Origin of the sequence: Acidovorax sp., from assembly GCF_046339755.1 — a bacterium.
In the GTDB taxonomy this organism is placed as follows: Bacteria; Pseudomonadota; Gammaproteobacteria; order Burkholderiales; family Burkholderiaceae_C; genus Acidovorax.
The window spans coordinates 18,427-34,374 of sequence record NZ_JBKDTZ010000189.1; the positions used below are offsets into that span (position 1 = coordinate 18,427).

Annotated in this window: 15 protein-coding genes; 8 read left to right on the plus strand and 7 right to left on the minus strand. The window is 68.2% G+C overall.

The window, feature by feature from the left end; genetic code table 11:
- The 3 genes from ACK59X_RS15460 to ACK59X_RS15470 form a co-directional block, all read right to left on the minus strand.
- On the minus strand, window positions 1-792 hold the full coding sequence (locus ACK59X_RS15460) for an FAD binding domain-containing protein (RefSeq protein ID WP_409958480.1): 792 nt from the start codon (window positions 790-792) through the stop codon (window positions 1-3).
- A 12-nt stretch (window positions 793-804) separates the two neighbouring features.
- Window positions 805-3,192 (minus strand): xanthine dehydrogenase family protein molybdopterin-binding subunit, encoded by a 2,388-nt coding sequence (locus ACK59X_RS15465; protein ID WP_409958482.1) that lies wholly within the window; start codon window positions 3,190-3,192, stop codon window positions 805-807.
- A 141-nt stretch (window positions 3,193-3,333) separates the two neighbouring features.
- On the minus strand, window positions 3,334-3,804 hold the full coding sequence (locus ACK59X_RS15470) for a (2Fe-2S)-binding protein (RefSeq protein WP_409958484.1): 471 nt from the start codon (window positions 3,802-3,804) through the stop codon (window positions 3,334-3,336).
- A 220-nt stretch (window positions 3,805-4,024) separates the two neighbouring features.
- Here ACK59X_RS15470 and ACK59X_RS15475 point away from each other — a divergent pair, with 220 nt between their 5' ends.
- Entirely contained in the window at window positions 4,025-5,167 is a 1,143-nt protein-coding gene (locus ACK59X_RS15475) for a helix-turn-helix domain-containing protein (RefSeq protein WP_409958486.1), read from the plus strand.
- 9 nt (window positions 5,168-5,176) lie between these two features.
- On the opposite strand, the gene ACK59X_RS15480 is transcribed toward ACK59X_RS15475, so the two are convergent.
- On the minus strand, window positions 5,177-5,956 hold the full coding sequence (locus ACK59X_RS15480) for a TOBE domain-containing protein (RefSeq protein WP_409958488.1): 780 nt from the start codon (window positions 5,954-5,956) through the stop codon (window positions 5,177-5,179).
- Between the two features lie 23 nt (window positions 5,957-5,979).
- Window positions 5,980-6,615: a LysE family translocator gene (locus ACK59X_RS15485; protein ID WP_409958490.1), complete on the minus strand. Its 636-nt coding sequence runs from the start codon at window positions 6,613-6,615 to the stop codon at window positions 5,980-5,982.
- A gap of 94 nt (window positions 6,616-6,709) precedes the next feature.
- On the opposite strand from ACK59X_RS15485, the gene ACK59X_RS15490 reads away from it, so the two are divergent.
- The 7 genes from ACK59X_RS15490 (at window position 6,710) to ACK59X_RS15520 (ending at window position 13,482) form a co-directional block, all read left to right on the plus strand.
- Window positions 6,710-8,410: an EAL domain-containing protein gene (locus ACK59X_RS15490; protein WP_409958492.1), complete on the plus strand. Its 1,701-nt coding sequence runs from the start codon at window positions 6,710-6,712 to the stop codon at window positions 8,408-8,410.
- On the plus strand, window positions 8,407-9,543 hold the full coding sequence (locus tag ACK59X_RS15495) for a saccharopine dehydrogenase NADP-binding domain-containing protein (protein WP_409958494.1): 1,137 nt from the start codon (window positions 8,407-8,409) through the stop codon (window positions 9,541-9,543). Before ACK59X_RS15490 ends, ACK59X_RS15495 begins: the two co-directional genes overlap by 4 nt.
- Window positions 9,540-9,908, plus strand: coding sequence for a DoxX-like family protein (locus ACK59X_RS15500; RefSeq protein WP_409958496.1), 369 nt, complete (start codon window positions 9,540-9,542; stop codon window positions 9,906-9,908). Before ACK59X_RS15495 ends, ACK59X_RS15500 begins: the two co-directional genes overlap by 4 nt.
- A complete protein-coding gene (locus tag ACK59X_RS15505; RefSeq protein WP_409958498.1) occupies window positions 9,905-10,384 on the plus strand; it encodes a DUF2269 family protein in 480 nt (159 codons plus the stop codon). The genes ACK59X_RS15500 and ACK59X_RS15505 overlap by 4 nt, the downstream gene beginning before the upstream one ends.
- A 384-nt stretch (window positions 10,385-10,768) precedes the next feature.
- Window positions 10,769-11,308: a TRAP transporter small permease subunit gene (locus ACK59X_RS15510; protein ID WP_409958500.1), complete on the plus strand. Its 540-nt coding sequence runs from the start codon at window positions 10,769-10,771 to the stop codon at window positions 11,306-11,308.
- A gap of 114 nt (window positions 11,309-11,422) precedes the next feature.
- Window positions 11,423-12,964 (plus strand): TRAP transporter large permease subunit, encoded by a 1,542-nt coding sequence (locus ACK59X_RS15515; protein ID WP_409958502.1) that lies wholly within the window; start codon window positions 11,423-11,425, stop codon window positions 12,962-12,964.
- A gap of 23 nt (window positions 12,965-12,987) precedes the next feature.
- Window positions 12,988-13,482 carry a hypothetical protein gene (locus tag ACK59X_RS15520; protein WP_409958504.1) on the plus strand — a complete coding sequence of 165 codons (495 nt, stop codon included), beginning with the start codon at window positions 12,988-12,990 and terminating at the stop codon, window positions 13,480-13,482.
- Between the two features lie 316 nt (window positions 13,483-13,798).
- Here ACK59X_RS15520 and ACK59X_RS15525 read toward each other — a convergent pair whose 3' ends face one another.
- Window positions 13,799-14,881, minus strand: a complete 1,083-nt coding sequence (locus ACK59X_RS15525) for a TRAP transporter substrate-binding protein (RefSeq protein ID WP_409958506.1) — start codon at window positions 14,879-14,881, stop codon at window positions 13,799-13,801.
- Between the two features lie 387 nt (window positions 14,882-15,268).
- Window positions 15,269-15,948: TRAP transporter substrate-binding protein (locus ACK59X_RS15530; protein ID WP_409958508.1), on the minus strand; the 680-nt coding region annotated here is incomplete at its 5' end.

The following is a 15,948-nucleotide window of genomic DNA, read 5'->3' on the forward strand; positions in this document are numbered from 1 at the left end:
TCAGCCCAGCATCTGCGCCACGGCCCGCTGCGTCTGCACGCTGATCAGGTTGGCACGGTAGATGGCGCTGGCGTGGATGTCGGTGTTCAGGTCGCTGGCGTCCACCTTCACCGCGGCGGCCGAGGCCACCGAGAAGTCCTTGTTCAGCGCCGCCTCCAGCGCCTGCTGGCGGAACACGCTGCTCGCGGCGCCGGTGACGGCCACGCGCACGCCCGCATCGGTCTGGGCGACGAACACGCCCACCAGCGAGAAGCGCGAGGCCGCCTGCTTGAACTTGAGGTAGGCCGCGCGCTTCGGGATCGGGAAGCGGATCGCGGTGATCAGCTCGCCCTCGTTCAGCGCCGTGGTGTACATGCCCACGAAGAAGTCGTCGGCAGCGATCTCGCGCTGGTCGGTGATGACGGTGGCGTTCAGCCCCAACACGGCACTGGGGTAGCAGGCCGCGGGGTCGTTGTTGGCCACCGAGCCGCCCAGCGTGCCGCGCGCGCGCACCTGCCGGTCGCCGATGTGCGCGGCCAGGTGGGCCAGGGCCGGAATGGCGGCCTGCACCTCGGCGCTGGCGGCCACGTCCATGTGCCGCGCCATCGCGCCGATCACCAGGGCATTGCCCTCGCGGCGTATGCCCGCCAGCTCGGCGATGCCGTTGAGGTCCACCACCTGGCCGGGGTTGGCCAGGCGCAGCCGCATCGAGGGCAGCAGGCTCTGCCCGCCGGCAATGGGCTTGCCGCCCGCGCCCGCCAGGCGCACCGCATCGGCCACGCTGGCCGGGGTTTCATAGGTGAATGCATACATGGTGTGCTCTCCTCAGGCCTTGGCGTTTTGAATCGCTTCCCACACGCGATGGGGCGATGCGGGCATGTCGAAATCCTTCACGCCCAGCGGGCGCAGGGCGTCGAGCACGGCATTGATCACCGCGGGTGGCGAGCCGATGGCCCCGGCCTCGCCGCAGCCCTTGGTACCGAGCGGGTTGTGCGTGCAGGGCGTGCAGACATGGCCGAGCTTGAACTCGGGGAAGTCGTCGGCGCGCGGCATGGCGTAGTCCATGAAGCTGCCGGTGAGCAACTGGCCCGTTTCGCGGTCGTACACGCAGTTTTCCAGCAGCGCCTGGCCGATGCCCTGCACCAGGCCACCGTGCACCTGGCCCTCCACGATCATGGGGTTGATGATGGTGCCGAAGTCGTCCACCGCGGTGAACCTGTCCACCCGGGTGCTGCCCGTGGCGGGGTCTACCTCCACCTCGCAGATGTAGGTCCCGGCCGGGAAAGTGAAGTTGGTCGGGTCGTAGAAGGCCGTTTCGTTCAGCCCCGGCTCCAGCTTGTCCAGCGGGTAGTTGTGCGGCACGTAGGCCGTGAGCGCCACCTGGCCAAAGGGGATCGTCTTGTCCGTGCCGCGCACGCTGAACTCACCGCCGCTGAAGTCGATGTCGGCGTCGCTGGCCTCCATCAGGTGGGCCGCGATCTTCTTGGCCTTGGCCTCGATCTTGTCCAGCGCCTTCATGATGGCCGCACCGCCCACGCTGATGGAGCGCGAGCCGTAGGTGCCCATGCCGAAGGGCACACGGCCCGTGTCGCCGTGCACGATGTCCACGTTCTCCACCGGAATGCCCAGGCGCGCCGCCACCACCTGGGCGAAGGTGGTCTCGTGCCCCTGGCCGTGGCTGTGCGAACCGGTGAACACCGTGACGCTGCCCGTGGGGTGCACGCGCACCTCACCGCATTCGAACAGGCCGGCGCGTGCGCCCAAGGCGCCCGCGATGTTGGACGGCGCGATGCCGCAGGCCTCGATGTAGCTGCTGTAGCCCACGCCGCGCAGCAAGCCCTTGGCGGCGCTGGCGCTCTTGCGCGCCTCGAAGCCGGCCACGTCGGCCAGCTCCTGGGCCTGGGTCATGCAGGCGTGGTAGTCGCCCACGTCGTACTGCAGCGCCACCGGCGTCTGGTAGGGGAAGCTGGTGATGAAGTTGCGCTTGCGGATCTCGTCCTGCGACAGGCCCAGCTCCCAGGCGCAGCGCGTGACCAGGCGCTCCAGCAGGTAGGTGGCCTCGGGCCGGCCCGCGCCGCGGTAGGCATCCACCGGCGCGGTGTTGGTGAACCAGGCGTCCACCTCCACATAGACCTGGGGCGTGGTGTACTGGCCCGCCAGCAGCGTGGCGTACAGGATGGTGGGCACGGCCGTGGCGAAGGTCGACAGGTAGGCACCCAGGTTGGCGTCGGTGTGCACGCGCATGGCCAGGAACTTGCCGTCCTTGTCCATGGCCATTTCGGCATGGCTCACGTGGTCGCGGCCATGGGCGTCCGAGAGAAAGGCCTCGCTGCGGTCGGCCACCCACTTGATGTTGCGGTTGAGCTTCTTTGAGGCCCAGGTCAGGCACACGTCTTCGGCGTACAAAAAGATCTTGGAGCCGAAGCCGCCGCCCACGTCGGGCGCGATCACGCGCACCTTGTGCTCGGGCAGGCCCATCACGAAGGCCGTCATGAGCAGGCGCTCCACGTGCGGGTTCTGGTTGCTCACGTACAGCGTGTACTCCTCGGTGGCACGGTTGTACGAGCCGATGGCCGCGCGCGGCTCCATGGCGTTGGGGATCAGGCGGTTGTTGACCAGGTCGAGCTTCGTGACGTGCGCGGCGCCGGCAAAGGCGGCATCCACCGCGCCCTTGTCGCCGATGGCCCACTTGTAGCAGTGGTTGTCGGCCGCGATGTCGTGCAGCGCGGCGCCGGCCACGCTGTTGGCCGCCGCATCGGCCACGCTGACCACGGCGGGCAGCACGTCGTAGTCCACCTCCACCAGCTCGGCCGCATCGCGCGCCTGCTGCTGCGTGAGCGCCACGACGATGGCCACGTGGTCGCCCACGTAGCGCACCTTGCCCTGCGCCAGGATGGGGTGCGGCGGCTCCTTCATGGGCTGGCCGTCGGTGCTAGTGATGAGCCAGCCGCAGGGCAGGCCGTTGATGTTGTCGGCCGCCACGTCGGCACCGGTGAACACGCCCAGCACCCCGGGCGCCGCCTTGGCGGCATCGGTGTTGACGCTGTTGACGCGCGCATGCGCATGCGGCGAGCGCACGAACACGGCATGGCTCTGCGCGGCCAGCACCACGTCGTCGGTGTACTGGCCCGCGCCGGTGAGGAAGCGGTAGTCCTCCTTGCGGCGGAGGGCTTCGCCGATGTGCGGCAGCTTGGAGAAGTCGGAAGCACCCATGGTCTTGTCTCCTGGTGTGTGAGTTCTGGACTGACTTGTGCGGGGTTGCATTCGGCCGGATACCTAGGCGGGGAGCCTCCGACAGTGCTTTAGTGCGGCAAGGCGCCCCAACGACGGTAGCCGGTCGAAGGCAAGCCCGCCTCAGGCGGATGCCATGGCTTTTTGGCCGTGCTGTACGGCCCGCACGATGTTCTGGTAGCCGGTGCAGCGGCAGATGTTGCCCTCCAGCAGTTCGCGGATCTCGCCCTCGTCGGCCTCGGGGTGGTGGGTGCACAGGTCCACCGCGCTCATCACCATGCCCGGGGTGCAGAAGCCGCACTGCAGGCCATGGCACTCCTTGAAGGCCGCCTGCATGGGGTGCATGGTGCCGTCGGCCGCAGCCAGGCCCTCGATGGTCTGCACCTGGGCCCCCTGGGCCTGCACGGCCAGCATGGCGCAGGATTTCACGGCGCGGCCGTTGACGTGCACCGTGCACGCACCGCACTGGCTGGTGTCGCAGCCCACGTGCGTACCGGTGAGCAGCAGGTGCTCGCGCAGCGCGTGGACCAGCAGGGTGTTGGGGGGGACGTCAACGCTGGCCGCGCGGCCGTTGACGGTGAACTGGACTTGCATCTGGCTGTCTCCTCGGGAGGGTGTTGGCTGGATCTGCAAGCCGCATCTTGGGCCGGCGGCTGGGCAGGATTCCTAGGGTGAACCCTAGATTGGCGCGGGCCGGGCGCGGATATTCTCAAATTGAAACATGCTGCAGTGCACACCGGCGCATCATGCGCACTGCACACCGGGCACCTCAGAGAAGGTGCGCCGCCCCGCCACCCCACGGGAGTCGTAATCCATGCTGTCCGCCGCTGTCGTCACGCCATCGCTCGACGAGCGCCAGGCCTTGATCGCCCGCGCCCGCACCGCCCTGTTCAGCCAGGGCCAGGTGCCTGCCGCGCTGGGCATCGAGCCCTGGATCGTGCGCTCCTGGCAGCGCTGTGTGGCGCAGGGCCAGTCGCCGCGCCAGCGCGTGGCCTTCGACCTGGTCAGCGCCGCCACGCTGCGCGGCGTGGCCGAGCAGCACCGCCACCTGCTGCAGGCCGCGCGCCCGGTGCTGGGGCACCTCACGCGCGCCATTGCCGGCATGCACTACTTCGCGGTGCTGACCGATGCGCGGGGCGTGGTGGTCGACGTGCAGGGCGCCATCGACCACCGCGATGCGCGGGTGCACGCCATCGGCCGTGTCGGCATCGACCTGTCGGAGGCGGCCGTGGGCACCACCGCCATCGGCGCGGCCCTGGCCGAACTGCAGCCCGTGTGGCTGCACCGGGGCGAACATTTCTTCGACGACAACACCCACTACAGCTGCGCTGGCGCGCCGCTGTTCGACCCCGAGGGCCGCTGCGCCGGCATGCTGGACCTGACGGGCGTGGACGTGCCCGAGCGGCCCGAGCTGCGCCACCTGGTGGACCGCTCGGCCCGCGCCATCGAGGACGCCCTGCTGCTGCAACGCCCCCATGCCCTGCTGCTGCGCCTGAACTGGCCCGGCAGCACGCTGGGCGGCGAAGGCGACGGCCTGGTGCTGCTGGACGCCGATGGCTACCTGCTGGGCAGCAACCGCACCGCGCGCCAGTTGGTGCCCCAGCCCTTGCGCGCGCCCGGCACCCGGGCCCATGCCAGCGAACTGCTGGCCATGCCCTGGCCCCTGCTGTTCGACGCGGCGCAGCGCCAGGGTACGGGCGCCGCGCCGCTGGACCTGCCACTGTGGTCGGGCCTGCGCCTGCAGGGCATGGCACTGGCACCACGCCAGGGCAGCACTTTGCGGGCAATGCTGACATCGGCGCCCGGCGTGGCCGCCGCACCGCTGCGCGAGGCCGAGACGGCCCTGATCCGACAGGCGGTGACCGAGGCGCGCGGCAACGTGGCCGAAGCCGCACGTGCCCTGGGCATCAGCCGGGCCACGGTGTACCGAAAATTGGGAACCCCGAAGGGGCACTGAGCTGCGCGCTCAGCCCTGCGCCAAGGCGATTACCACGGCGTTGTCCTCCACCACCAGCAGCACCCGGCTGCCGGTGCGCAAGCCGCCATGGGGTGCGGCAAAACCCACCATCTGGATGCCGCCCGCGAGTTCGGCTGAAACCTCATCGCCCGACTCACCGCGCACCACCCGCACGGCCTTGGCGGGCAGGCGGCTGACGCCGGGCCCTGCCGGTGGCATATCGTCCCCCGCGCGCTCCACGCGCACCGCCGTGGCCTTGCACAGGGCCTGCACCACCAGGCCGGGCACCAGGCCCAGCAGTTCGACGCTCTCCAGCGTGATGCGGGCGCTGAGGAAACCTTCTTGATCGGCTTCGGTACGCCCCAGGTGCACCCGCACGATCTGGCCCAGAGGCTCCAGCCGCTGCACGGTGCAGGGGCACTGGTTGCGCATGCTGGTGCGCACCGCCAGCCGCGCGGCTGCGGGGCCGGCGCGGCCTTCCCAGCGGGCCAGCACGGCGCTGCGCGCCTCGGCCATGGCATCGGCCGCGGCCAGCAGCTGATGGCCAGCCTCGGTCAGTTGCGCGCCGCCGCCGCCGGCACCGCCCACGGCGCGGTCCACCAGCGGCGTGCCGGCCAGGTTGGTCAGGGTGTCCAGGGCCTGCCACGCGGCCTTGTAGCTCACGCCGACGGCGCGCGCCGCCTGCGAGATGGAGCCGCCCGCTCCGATCTCGCGCAGGATGGCGATGCGCTTGTCGGCCATGTCATGGCTGAGCGCGCCCGCAAAGGAGACGGGAGGGGTGCCAGGCATCAGGGTGCGGGCGGCAGCAATGCCTAGCGCCGGTTGCCCAGCGCCAGCACCGAGATGCCCGAGGCGATGAAGGTGATGCCGGCCCCGTTGTTGAGCCACTTGGTGGCGCGCGGGCGGCGCACCAGCCAGCCCGAGAGCTGCGCCGCGCAACTGCCCAGCACCGAGAAGATGATCGCCGTGAGCACCGCGAAGATGGCGCCGTACACCAGCATCTGCGTGGCCACCGAGCCGCGCGCGGCATCGACGAACTGGGGAATGAAGGCCAGCACGAACAGCCCGGGCTTGGGGTTGAGCACGTTGGAGAACAGGCCCATGCCGAACACCTTGGCCAGCGGCTGGCGCGCGGCAGGCGCGAACGAGATCAGGTTGCCCGCCGTGAGCGCCTTGTAGCCCAGGTACAGCAGGTAGGCCGCACCCGCGATCTTGACGGCCCAGAAGGCCAGCGGCGAAGCCTGCACGATGAGCGTGAGCCCCAGCGTGGCGGCCACCGTGTGCACCATGATGCCCAGCCCTGCGCCCACCGAAGACAGTACGGCAGCCAGGCGCCCCTGGCTCAGGCCGCGACTGATGGCCAGGATGTTGTCCGGCCCCGGCGCGAAGACCACGACGATCACGGCAACAAGGTAGGCGGCGAGGATTTCGGGGGGGAACATCGTCATGGTGCCTCCAGTGTAGGGGATGCCGCCGCCCGGGACCTGCCACCGCCAGGTCGTATGATGACCACCCAGAATTGGGGGGAAGGGACAAGAAAGAATGTTTTCAATCGGACACGATGCCACGCAGATGTTTGCGGTGGGCTTTCCACCGCTGCTGCACAGCCTGCTGTTCTGGATCTTCGCTTCGCTGGTGGTGCATGTGTGCCAGCGGCTCGTCGAGCACACGGCCTTTGCCATCGACCCGTCGAGCCGGCGCATCAGCGCATCCCATGCGGCCCTGTGCATAGGCTGCATCGTCTGGGCGCTGGACGTGGTGGGCATGCTCATGTATGCCGAGCTGGCCGGCCACGTGCTGGGCCTGGTGCCGGCGCTCACGGGCCTGGTCGTGATGGCGCTGAGCGCGCGGCTGACCGTGCCCACACTGAGCACCAGCGCCAGCAAGGCGCGCATCCTGCTGGCGGGCGCAGGGCTGTCGCTGGGCATGCTGGCTGCGCATTTCACCATCTCCGAGGGCTATGTCTCCAGTTATGCGCGGGTGAACGGCCTTGCCACCGTGCTGGCCCTGGCCACCGCCATCGGCATTGCCGCCTACACCGCCATACGCCACCGCGCGGCCAAGATGCGGGCGCTGACGCGCATCTACATTCCGCAGACATGGCAGGACAAGCTGCTGGCCGGCGCCGCCATTCTGGTTCTGCACTGGCTGCTGGTGAACACCTTTCCCCTGGAATGGCCGGACAGCTCCGCCGCATCCGACGGGGTGGCGCTGCTGGTGATCGTGCTGCTGTTCGGCATGGCCATCGCCACCGAGCAGTTGAGCAACATGCGCTTCGACCAGGCGCGCCAGCAGCTGCTGCGCCGCGGCCTGTCGCTGATGCGCACTTCCAGCCACCAGATGCAGCCACCCGAAGGCGACATCCAGCTGTCGCTGATCGCGGACCAGTTGCCCGTGCTGCTGCAGCCCGACCAGCTGGCTCTGCACTTCCAGCCGATTGCCGACCTGCACCGCGGCGAGGTGCAATTCGACGCGCTGCTGCGCGTGCGCAGCGAGCTGCTGGGCCCCCTCCACCCAGAGGCCTTCCTGCTGGTCTGCGAGCTGCAGGGCAAGACGCCCCTGGTTGACCGGCTGATCCTCACCAATGCGATGGCCTGGGCATGCCGGTGGCGCAGCCAGGGCATGGCACAGACGCAATTCAGCGTGAATGTGGCGCCGGCCACCCTGCTCGAAGAAGACTTTGCGCCCTGGCTGCAGGCCGAGATCGCGCGCCATGCCCTGCCCGGCGGCGCGCTCAAGCTGGAGCTTACCGAACACGCACTGATCGCCAGCGGCCCGCGCATGCTCGACTCCATCCGCCAGTTGCAGGCCATCGGCGTGGGCGTGCTGATGGACGACTTCGGCGCCGGCTACTCCTCGCTGGGCATGCTGGCCGATCTGCCGATTGCCGGCATCAAGTGCGACCGCCTGTTCGTGCGCCAGCTGGCGCAGGACGCGCGGCGCCAGTCCATGCTGCGGCATGTGGGGGCGCTGGCCAGCGAGTTCGGCCTGTCGGTGGTGGTGGAAGGGGTCGAGACCCCGGCCGAGCTGCAGACCCTGGCGGCCTGCGGCCTGCCCACGATCCAGGGCTATGTGTTCTGCAAACCCATGCCGGCCGCCGACGTGCCCGGCTGGCACCAGGCCCAATGGCCCCAGCACCTGGCCGCACTGCGGGCCCATGCAGGCACCGAGAACCCGACCCCGCGTGCTGACCCAGCGGCAACAACGGCCGCCTGGATGCAGCCTCAGGAAGCCCGGCGATGACGGGCTCCGCGCCGCTGACCACCTTGGTGCTGGGGGGCTACGGCAACTTCGGCACCCGCATCTGCCGCGCACTGGCCGGCGACCCCGGCATCCATCTGCTGGTGGCCGGCCGCAGTGCCGCCCAGGCCCAGGCCCTGGCGGCCACACTGGGCCCGCTCGCGCAGGGCGTGGCCCTGGACCACAGCGCGCCCGGCCTGGTGCAGGCCCTGCAGGCGCTCGGCGTGGGCCTGGTGGTGCACACCGCCGGGCCGTTCCAGGCGCAGGGCTATTCGGTGGCCGAGGCAGCCGCCGATGCCGGCGCGCACTACATCGACCTGGCCGACGGGCGCCGCTTCGTCTGGGACTTCCCGGCAGCCCTGAACGCCCGCTTCACCGCGGCCGGGCGCACGGCGGTCTGCGGCGCCAGCACGGTGCCGGCCCTGTCCTCGGCCGTGGTGGACGAACTGTGCGCCGGCTGGCAGCGCATCGACAGCATCGACATCTGCATCGCCCCGGCCCAGCGCGCGCCGCGCGGCCAGGCCACGCTGGCGGCCGTGCTGAGCTACTGCGGCGAGGCCATTGCCGTGTGGGAGGACGGCCGCTGGCAGGACCGGCTGGGCTGGGCAGCACCCACCCCGGTGCGGTTCCAGCGCCTGCGCCCGCGCCTGGCGGCGGTGTGCGACATCCCCGACCTGGAACTGCTGCCCGCGCGCTACCGCGTCACGCAGCGGGTGAGCTTTCGCGCAGCACTCGAAGTCGGCCTGGCCCAGCGCGCCTTTGCCGCCATCGCCGCGCTGCGCACCTGGGGCCTGCTGCGGCGGCCCGAGCGCCTGGCCGGGCTTATGCACCGCACGGGCGGCATCTTCGACTTCCTGGGCACGCCGCTGGGCGGCATGGTGGTGCGCGTGGCCGGGGCCGATGGCGAGGGCGTTGCGCGCCGCCGCGCCTGGCACATCGCCGCCGACAACGACCACGGCCCCGAGATCCCCTGCATGGCCACCATCCTGCTGGCGCGCCAGCTCGCGCTCGGTGCGGCCTTGCCTGTGGGCGCCCACACCAGCACCAGCCTGCTGCCACTGGCAGATTTTGCGCCCGAGTTCGCCAAATGGGGCATGGTGACGGACGTGGTGGAAGAGGACGCCCCCATCCCATGAGCCCGGCAAACCATCGACTGCTGCGCTGGAGCCTGGTCTTCGTCTGGCTCGCCACTGCGGTGGTCAGCGTCTGGGAGCTCGATGGCCAGAGCCGCCAGTTGCTGGCCACCCTGCCATTCAACAGCCCGCAGGTCGTCACCGCCCTGGTGCTGGCCGGTGCCGCCGCCGATGCCGTGGTGGGGCTGTGGATCGCCCTCAAGCCCGGCCGCGCGGCCTACGCCGCGGCCCTGCTGCTGATGGCGGTGATGACCTTGCTGGCCAGCGCCATCGAACCCGGATGGTGGCTGCACCCCTTCGGCCCCCTGACCAAGAACCTGCCCATCGCCGCCATCCTGGTGGTGCTGTTGCGCGAACCTCCAGCATGAGCCTGTACCTGACCCTCAAGTGGATCCACATCGTCTCCAGCGTGCTGCTGGTGGGCACGGGCCTGGGTTCGGCCTATTACATGTTCTTTGCCAACCGCAGCGGCAATGTCCAGGCGCAGGCCGTGGTCAGCCGACTGGTGGTGCGCGCCGACTGGTGGTTCACCACGCCCACGGTGTTCATCCAGCCGGCCACCGGCCTGGCCATGGTGCACATGGCCGGGCTGCCCCTGTCCACCCCCTGGCTCGCCGTCTCGCTCGGGCTCTACGTGCTGGCCGGCCTGTGCTGGCTGCCCGTGGTGTGGCTGCAGCTGCGCATGCGCGCACTGGCCCGGCAGGCGGCCGACGCCGGCAGCGATGCCCTGCCCGCCAGCTACTGGCGCTATGCCCGCTGGTGGGAAGCGCTGGGCTACCCGGCCTTCGTGGCCATGGTAGTGGTGTTCTACCTCATGGTGGCCAAGCCCAGCCTGGGGTTTTGAAGTGGAACACCCCCTGAGTCGCTTCGCGCCTTCACCCCTCTCTCATATTGCTGCGCAATCTGGGAGGGGGACGCCCCCAAGTGCACGCAAGCGCAGCGCCGCCTGCGCGGCTTGGCGGCCCTTGCACGGGGGCACTGGCTTGGGCCGCGCCAGTTTCGTTCAATGGGGGGTGGCGCACAGCGCAATGGACAACTGACACGGATTTGCCTTCAAACGTCCAACGCCGTTGTCCAGCCTCGGCGCGCGGTGGCTGATTGAGGAAAACCCTATCTTCGCGCGTCAGGCTTTCTTCAGCGCGCAGGGGGTACCATCCGCGTTACTTTCAGACACCCGGCAGCGCTTCGGGTGCGTCTGCGCTCTTTTCAAAAACCCAGGAGACACAAGGTGTCAGCACTACTCAGATTGGCTTTGGGCATGGACTGGATTTCCAGCCAGCTCAGCAAGGTGGCAACATGGACCGTGCTCGCGGCGGCCATGATCTCGGCGGGCAATGCCTTCGTCCGCTATGGCCTGGACTACAGCTCCAACGCCTGGCTCGAAATCCAGTGGTACCTGTTCGCCGCCACCGTGATGATGGGCGCGCCCTTCGTGCTGTACATGAACGAACACGTGCGCGTGGACATCATCTACGGCAAGCTGCGCGGCAACAAGCAGGTCTACGTGGACATCATGGGCCTGGCGCTGTTCCTGCTGCCCGCCATGGGCCTGATCGCCTACCTGAGCTGGCCTTTCTTCCTGCGCGGTTTCCTCTCCGGCGAAATGTCCGGCAACTCCGGCGGCCTGATCCGCTGGCCCGCCCTGCTGCTGCTGCCCGTGGGCTTTGGCCTGATGTTCCTGCAGGGTGTCTCCGAGATCGTCAAGCGGGTGGCCCACCTGCGCGGCATCTACCAGATGAACACCCACTACGAAAAGCCGGTGCAATAACGGGGGCCGATGACCACCCCATCGTGACTCGGCAGTCCTTGCTGCGCAGCCCGCCGGCCCACCCCGCCCACTGGCGCTGACTGCCCCCATTCCCGGAATTTCAGGAACACAACTATGCATATGGAAAACTTTGCCCCGATCATGTTCGCGGGGCTGGTGCTGGTGATGCTGATCGGCTTCCCCGTCGCCTTCTCCCTGGCCGCCCTCGGGCTCGCGTCAGGCTTCTTCGCCATCGAGATGGGCTGGTTCCCGGCCGTCTTCATGTCCAACCTGCCGATCAACATCTTCGGCATCCTGAGCAACGAGCTGCTGCTCGCCATCCCGTTCTTCACCTTCATGGGCGCCATCCTGGAGAAGTGCGGCCTGGCGGAGGATATGCTCGACTCCATGGGCCAGCTGTTCGGCACCGTGCGCGGCGGCCTGGGCTACTCGGTGATCATCGTGGGCTTCATCCTCGGCGCCATCACCGGCACCGTGGCCGGCCAGGTGATCGCCATGGCCCTCATCTCGCTGCCCGTAATGGTGCGCTATGGCTACAACATGCGCTACGCCACCGGCGTGCTGGCCGCCTCGGGCACCATCACCCAGTTGGTGCCGCCCTCGCTGGTGCTGATCGTCATGGCCGACCAGCTCGGCCGCTCGGTGGGTGACATGTACCGCGGCGCATGGGGCCCCTCCATCCTGCAGGTGCTGATCTTCGCAGGCTACACCTTCATGCTGGGCGTGTTCAAGCCCCACTATGTGCCTGGCATCCCCAAGGAAGCGCGCACCATGTCGGGCGCCAAGCTGTGGCTCAAATGCCTGCGCGGCATCATCCCCTCGGCGCTCTTGATCTTTGCCGTGCTGGGCTCCATGGGCGGCCTACCCGGCATCGACACCGCCATCGCCACGCCGACCGAAGCCGGCGCCATGGGCGTGGTGGGCGCCATGATCCTGGCCGCCATCCACAAGCGCCTGAACTGGGCCCTGATGTGGGAGGCCATGCAGGGCACCATGCGCCTGACGGCCATGGTGGTGTTCATCCTGATCGGCGCACGCGTGTTCTCGATGGTGTTCCAGGGCGTGGACGGCGCCAAGTGGGTCGAGCACATGCTCTCGGGCCTGCCGGGCGGCCAGATCGGCTTCCTGATCGCGGTGAACCTGTTCATCTTCTTCCTGGCGTTCTTCCTCGACTTTTTCGAGATCGCCTTCATCATCCTGCCCATGCTCGGCCCGGTCGCCGACAAGCTCGGGATCGATCTGATCTGGTTCGGCGTGCTGCTGTGCGTCAACATGCAGACCAGCTTCATGCACCCGCCCTTCGGCTTCGCGCTGTTCTACCTGCGCGGCATCTCCAACACCCTGTTCAAGGAGGGGCGCATTCCCAAGCCCATCCTGTCGAGCGACATCTACATGGGCGCCATCCCCTGGGTGATCATGCAGCTGCTGCTGGTGGCCATCGTGATCTTCGTGCCCCAGACGGTGACCATGTTCCTGCCCAAGGCCGAGCTCATCGACACCGACAAGGTGCAGATCGAGGTGCCTGCGGACGACCTGATGAACAACAACAACGACGCACCGAGCGCCGGCGAGAACCCCTTCGGCGATACCGCCCCTGCCGCCTCGGACGCAGCCCCTGCGGCCGCAGCGCCTGCCGGCTCCGACGCCAAGCAGTGAGCATGCAAGTGGCAAGCCTCTCCATGCTGAACCAGACCCCCATGATGGCGCCGGAGCCCTTTCGCTTTACCCCGCAAGGGGGTGAAGTGGTCGGTTCGGCCTTTTCGCCGACCTTCCGGGCACTGGCCACGGTCATCGTGGGCGGCTGCGCCATCTGGTTCGCCCAACTGTGGTCGCGCGGCGCCCTGGGCTCCAGCACCGGCGTGAGCACCGGCGCGGGCTGGTTCATCGCCGGCCTGGTGCTCATGGCCTGGACCTGGTGGAGCATCATGGTCAGCCGCACGCGCATCAGCAAGGACGGCCTGCACCAGCGCTGGGTCTGGGACAAGGCCCTGCCCTTCGACGACCTGGCCTACGCCAAGCTGATCCGCGTGCGCGGCCTGGGCTGGCTGATCGCACCGCGCCTGTACGTGCGCACGCTGGCAGGCAAGTTCACCGTGTTCTACGGCGCCACGCCGGCCCTGATCCAGGAATTCGAGCGCCTGGGGGCCGAGCTCAAGGCCTTCCGAAGCTTCTGAAGCGTGCGCCTGCACAAGGCAGACAACAACCGCGCCCTGGCGCGGTTTTTTTGTGCCCTTGCCACCCCCTTGCGCGCACCGATTGCGCTCGCAGCCAGCCATCGCGCCCGCCAACGCCAGGGGCTGCGCACTTCTCGGCGGGGTCCGCACCGCGCCTTCATCCACCAGTCAGACTGCTGGCCACTACCACCACCGCACGGCCGGGGCCTTGCAACGCCGCACGGAGATCCGCCACCCGCCTCGCACCCAGGCTGCAGGCATAAAAAAACCGCGCCGAAGCGCGGTTTTTTGGAAGCCAGCACAGGCCGGGGCCGTATCAGAGCTTGACGGTCTGCATGTAGCTGTCGAAACGGCTTTCGGCCACACGGAACCATGCCACCTGGTCGCGCTGGAAGGCGCGGAAGTCAGCAAAGATCTTCTTCCACTCGGGGCTCTTGGCGTCGTTCTCGGCGTACACCTCTTGCGAGGCCTTGAACGAAGCATCCAGCACGTCCTTGGTGAAGGGCAGGAGCTTGATCTTGGCACCGATCAGCTGCTTCAGCGCCACGGGGTTGCGGGCATCGTACTTGGCCAGCATGTCCACCGAAGCCTGGGCCGATGCGGCTGCCACGATGGCCTTGTTCTCGGGCGACAGCGCGTCGAAGGCCTTCTTGTTGATGTAGAAGTCCACTTCAGGACCGCCTTCCCACCAGCCGGGGTAGTAGTAGTGGGGCGCGACCTTGTTGAAGCCCAGCTTCTGGTCGTCGTATGGGCCCACCCACTCGGCCGCGTCGATGGTGCCCTTTTCGAGGGCCTGGTAGATTTCGCCGCCGGGCAGGCTCTGGGGCACCACGCCCATCTTGGTCATCACGTCACCGACCAGACCGCCGCCGAGGCGCATCTTCAGGCCCTTGAGGTCGGCGACCGACTTGATTTCCTTGCGGAACCAGCCACCCATCTGGGTGCCGGTGTTGCCGCCGGCAAAGCTCAGCATGCCGTAGCCGGCATAGAACTCGTCCATCAGCTTGCGGCCGTTGCCCTGCAGCATCCAGGCGGTCATCTGGCGTGCGTTCATGCCGAAGGGAATGGCCGAGCCGATGGCGAACGCGGGGTTCTTGCCGTAGAAGTAGTAAGGCACGGTGTGGCAGGCTTCCACCGAGCCTTGCTGCACGCCGTCCACCACGCCGAAGGCGGGCATCAGCTCGCCGCCGGCATGCACGGAGATCTCGAACTTGCCGCCCGACATGGCCTTGACCGCATTGGCGAACACTTCGGCACCGCCATAGATGGTGTCCAGCGGCTTGGGGAAGCTCGATGCCAGGCGCCAGCGAACGGCAGCCTGCGCATGCACGGCAGGTGCCACACCTGCGGCCAGCACACCGGCGATACCGGCATGCTTGATGATAGAACGACGATCCATGAGTTTCTCCGAATACTTGTGATTGCACACCCTGGCGCACAGGCCGGTCGCCCGACGCCAAGAACCTTCTGGCCCGATTGATTGTAGGAACATGCCCCCCTGTGGATTTGCGGGTTTTCCCGTGAAAAGCCAGCAGCACCGAGAGGGCTTCAGGGTTCTGCAAGCATCGAGGGGCAAGCCCGTCGCAACCGGCGCGCCCCAAGCCAGGGCAGCCGTGCACGGGCCGCCCCGCCGCACTGGCTGCGCCCCCCTTCCCGAATGGCGCAGCCATTCGAGAGAAGGGGCTGAGGGCCGCGGCCCCAAGCCTGCCTGCGCAGCTTGGACGTGCCCGAAGAGCCGCCGCCTCTGGCGGCGGTGCCGAAGGCGCGTCAGCGCCTCAGGGGGTTGTCAGATCTTTTGCGCCGACATGAAACTGTCGAAGCGCACTTCCGCAAAGCGGAACCACAGGATCTGGTCGCGCTGGAAGTTGCGCATGTCCGCATAGATCTTCTTCCACTCGGGGCTCTTCGCATCGTTCTGTGCGAAGGTCTCCATCGATGCGCGGAAGGCCGCGTCCAGGATGGGCTGCGAGTAGGGAAGCACCCGGGTCTTGGCAGCCACCAGCTGCTTGAGCGCATTGGGATTGAGCGCGTCGTAGCGGGCCAGCATGTCGGTGTGTGCGATGGAGGCCGCCGCTTCGATGATGAACTTGTACTCGGGCGAGAGCGTGTTGTAGGCCTTCCTGTTCACGTACAGGTCGACCTCGGGCCCGCCCTCCCACCAACCGGGGTAGTAGTAATACGGCGCGACCTTGTTGAAGCCCAGCTTCTGGTCGTCGTAGGGGCCGATCCACTCGGCCGCGTCGATGCTGCCCTTTTGCAGCGCCTGGTAGATGTCGCCGCCCGGAAGGCTCTGCGGAACGGCGCCCAGCCGCGCCATGACCTCGGCCACCAGGCCGCTGCCCACGCGGATCTTCAGGCCCTTGAAATCGGCCGGATTGCGCACCTCGCGCAGGTACCAGCCGCCCATCTGCGTGCCGGTGTTGCCGCAGGCAAAGCTCACGATGTTGAAGCCGGCATAGAACTCGT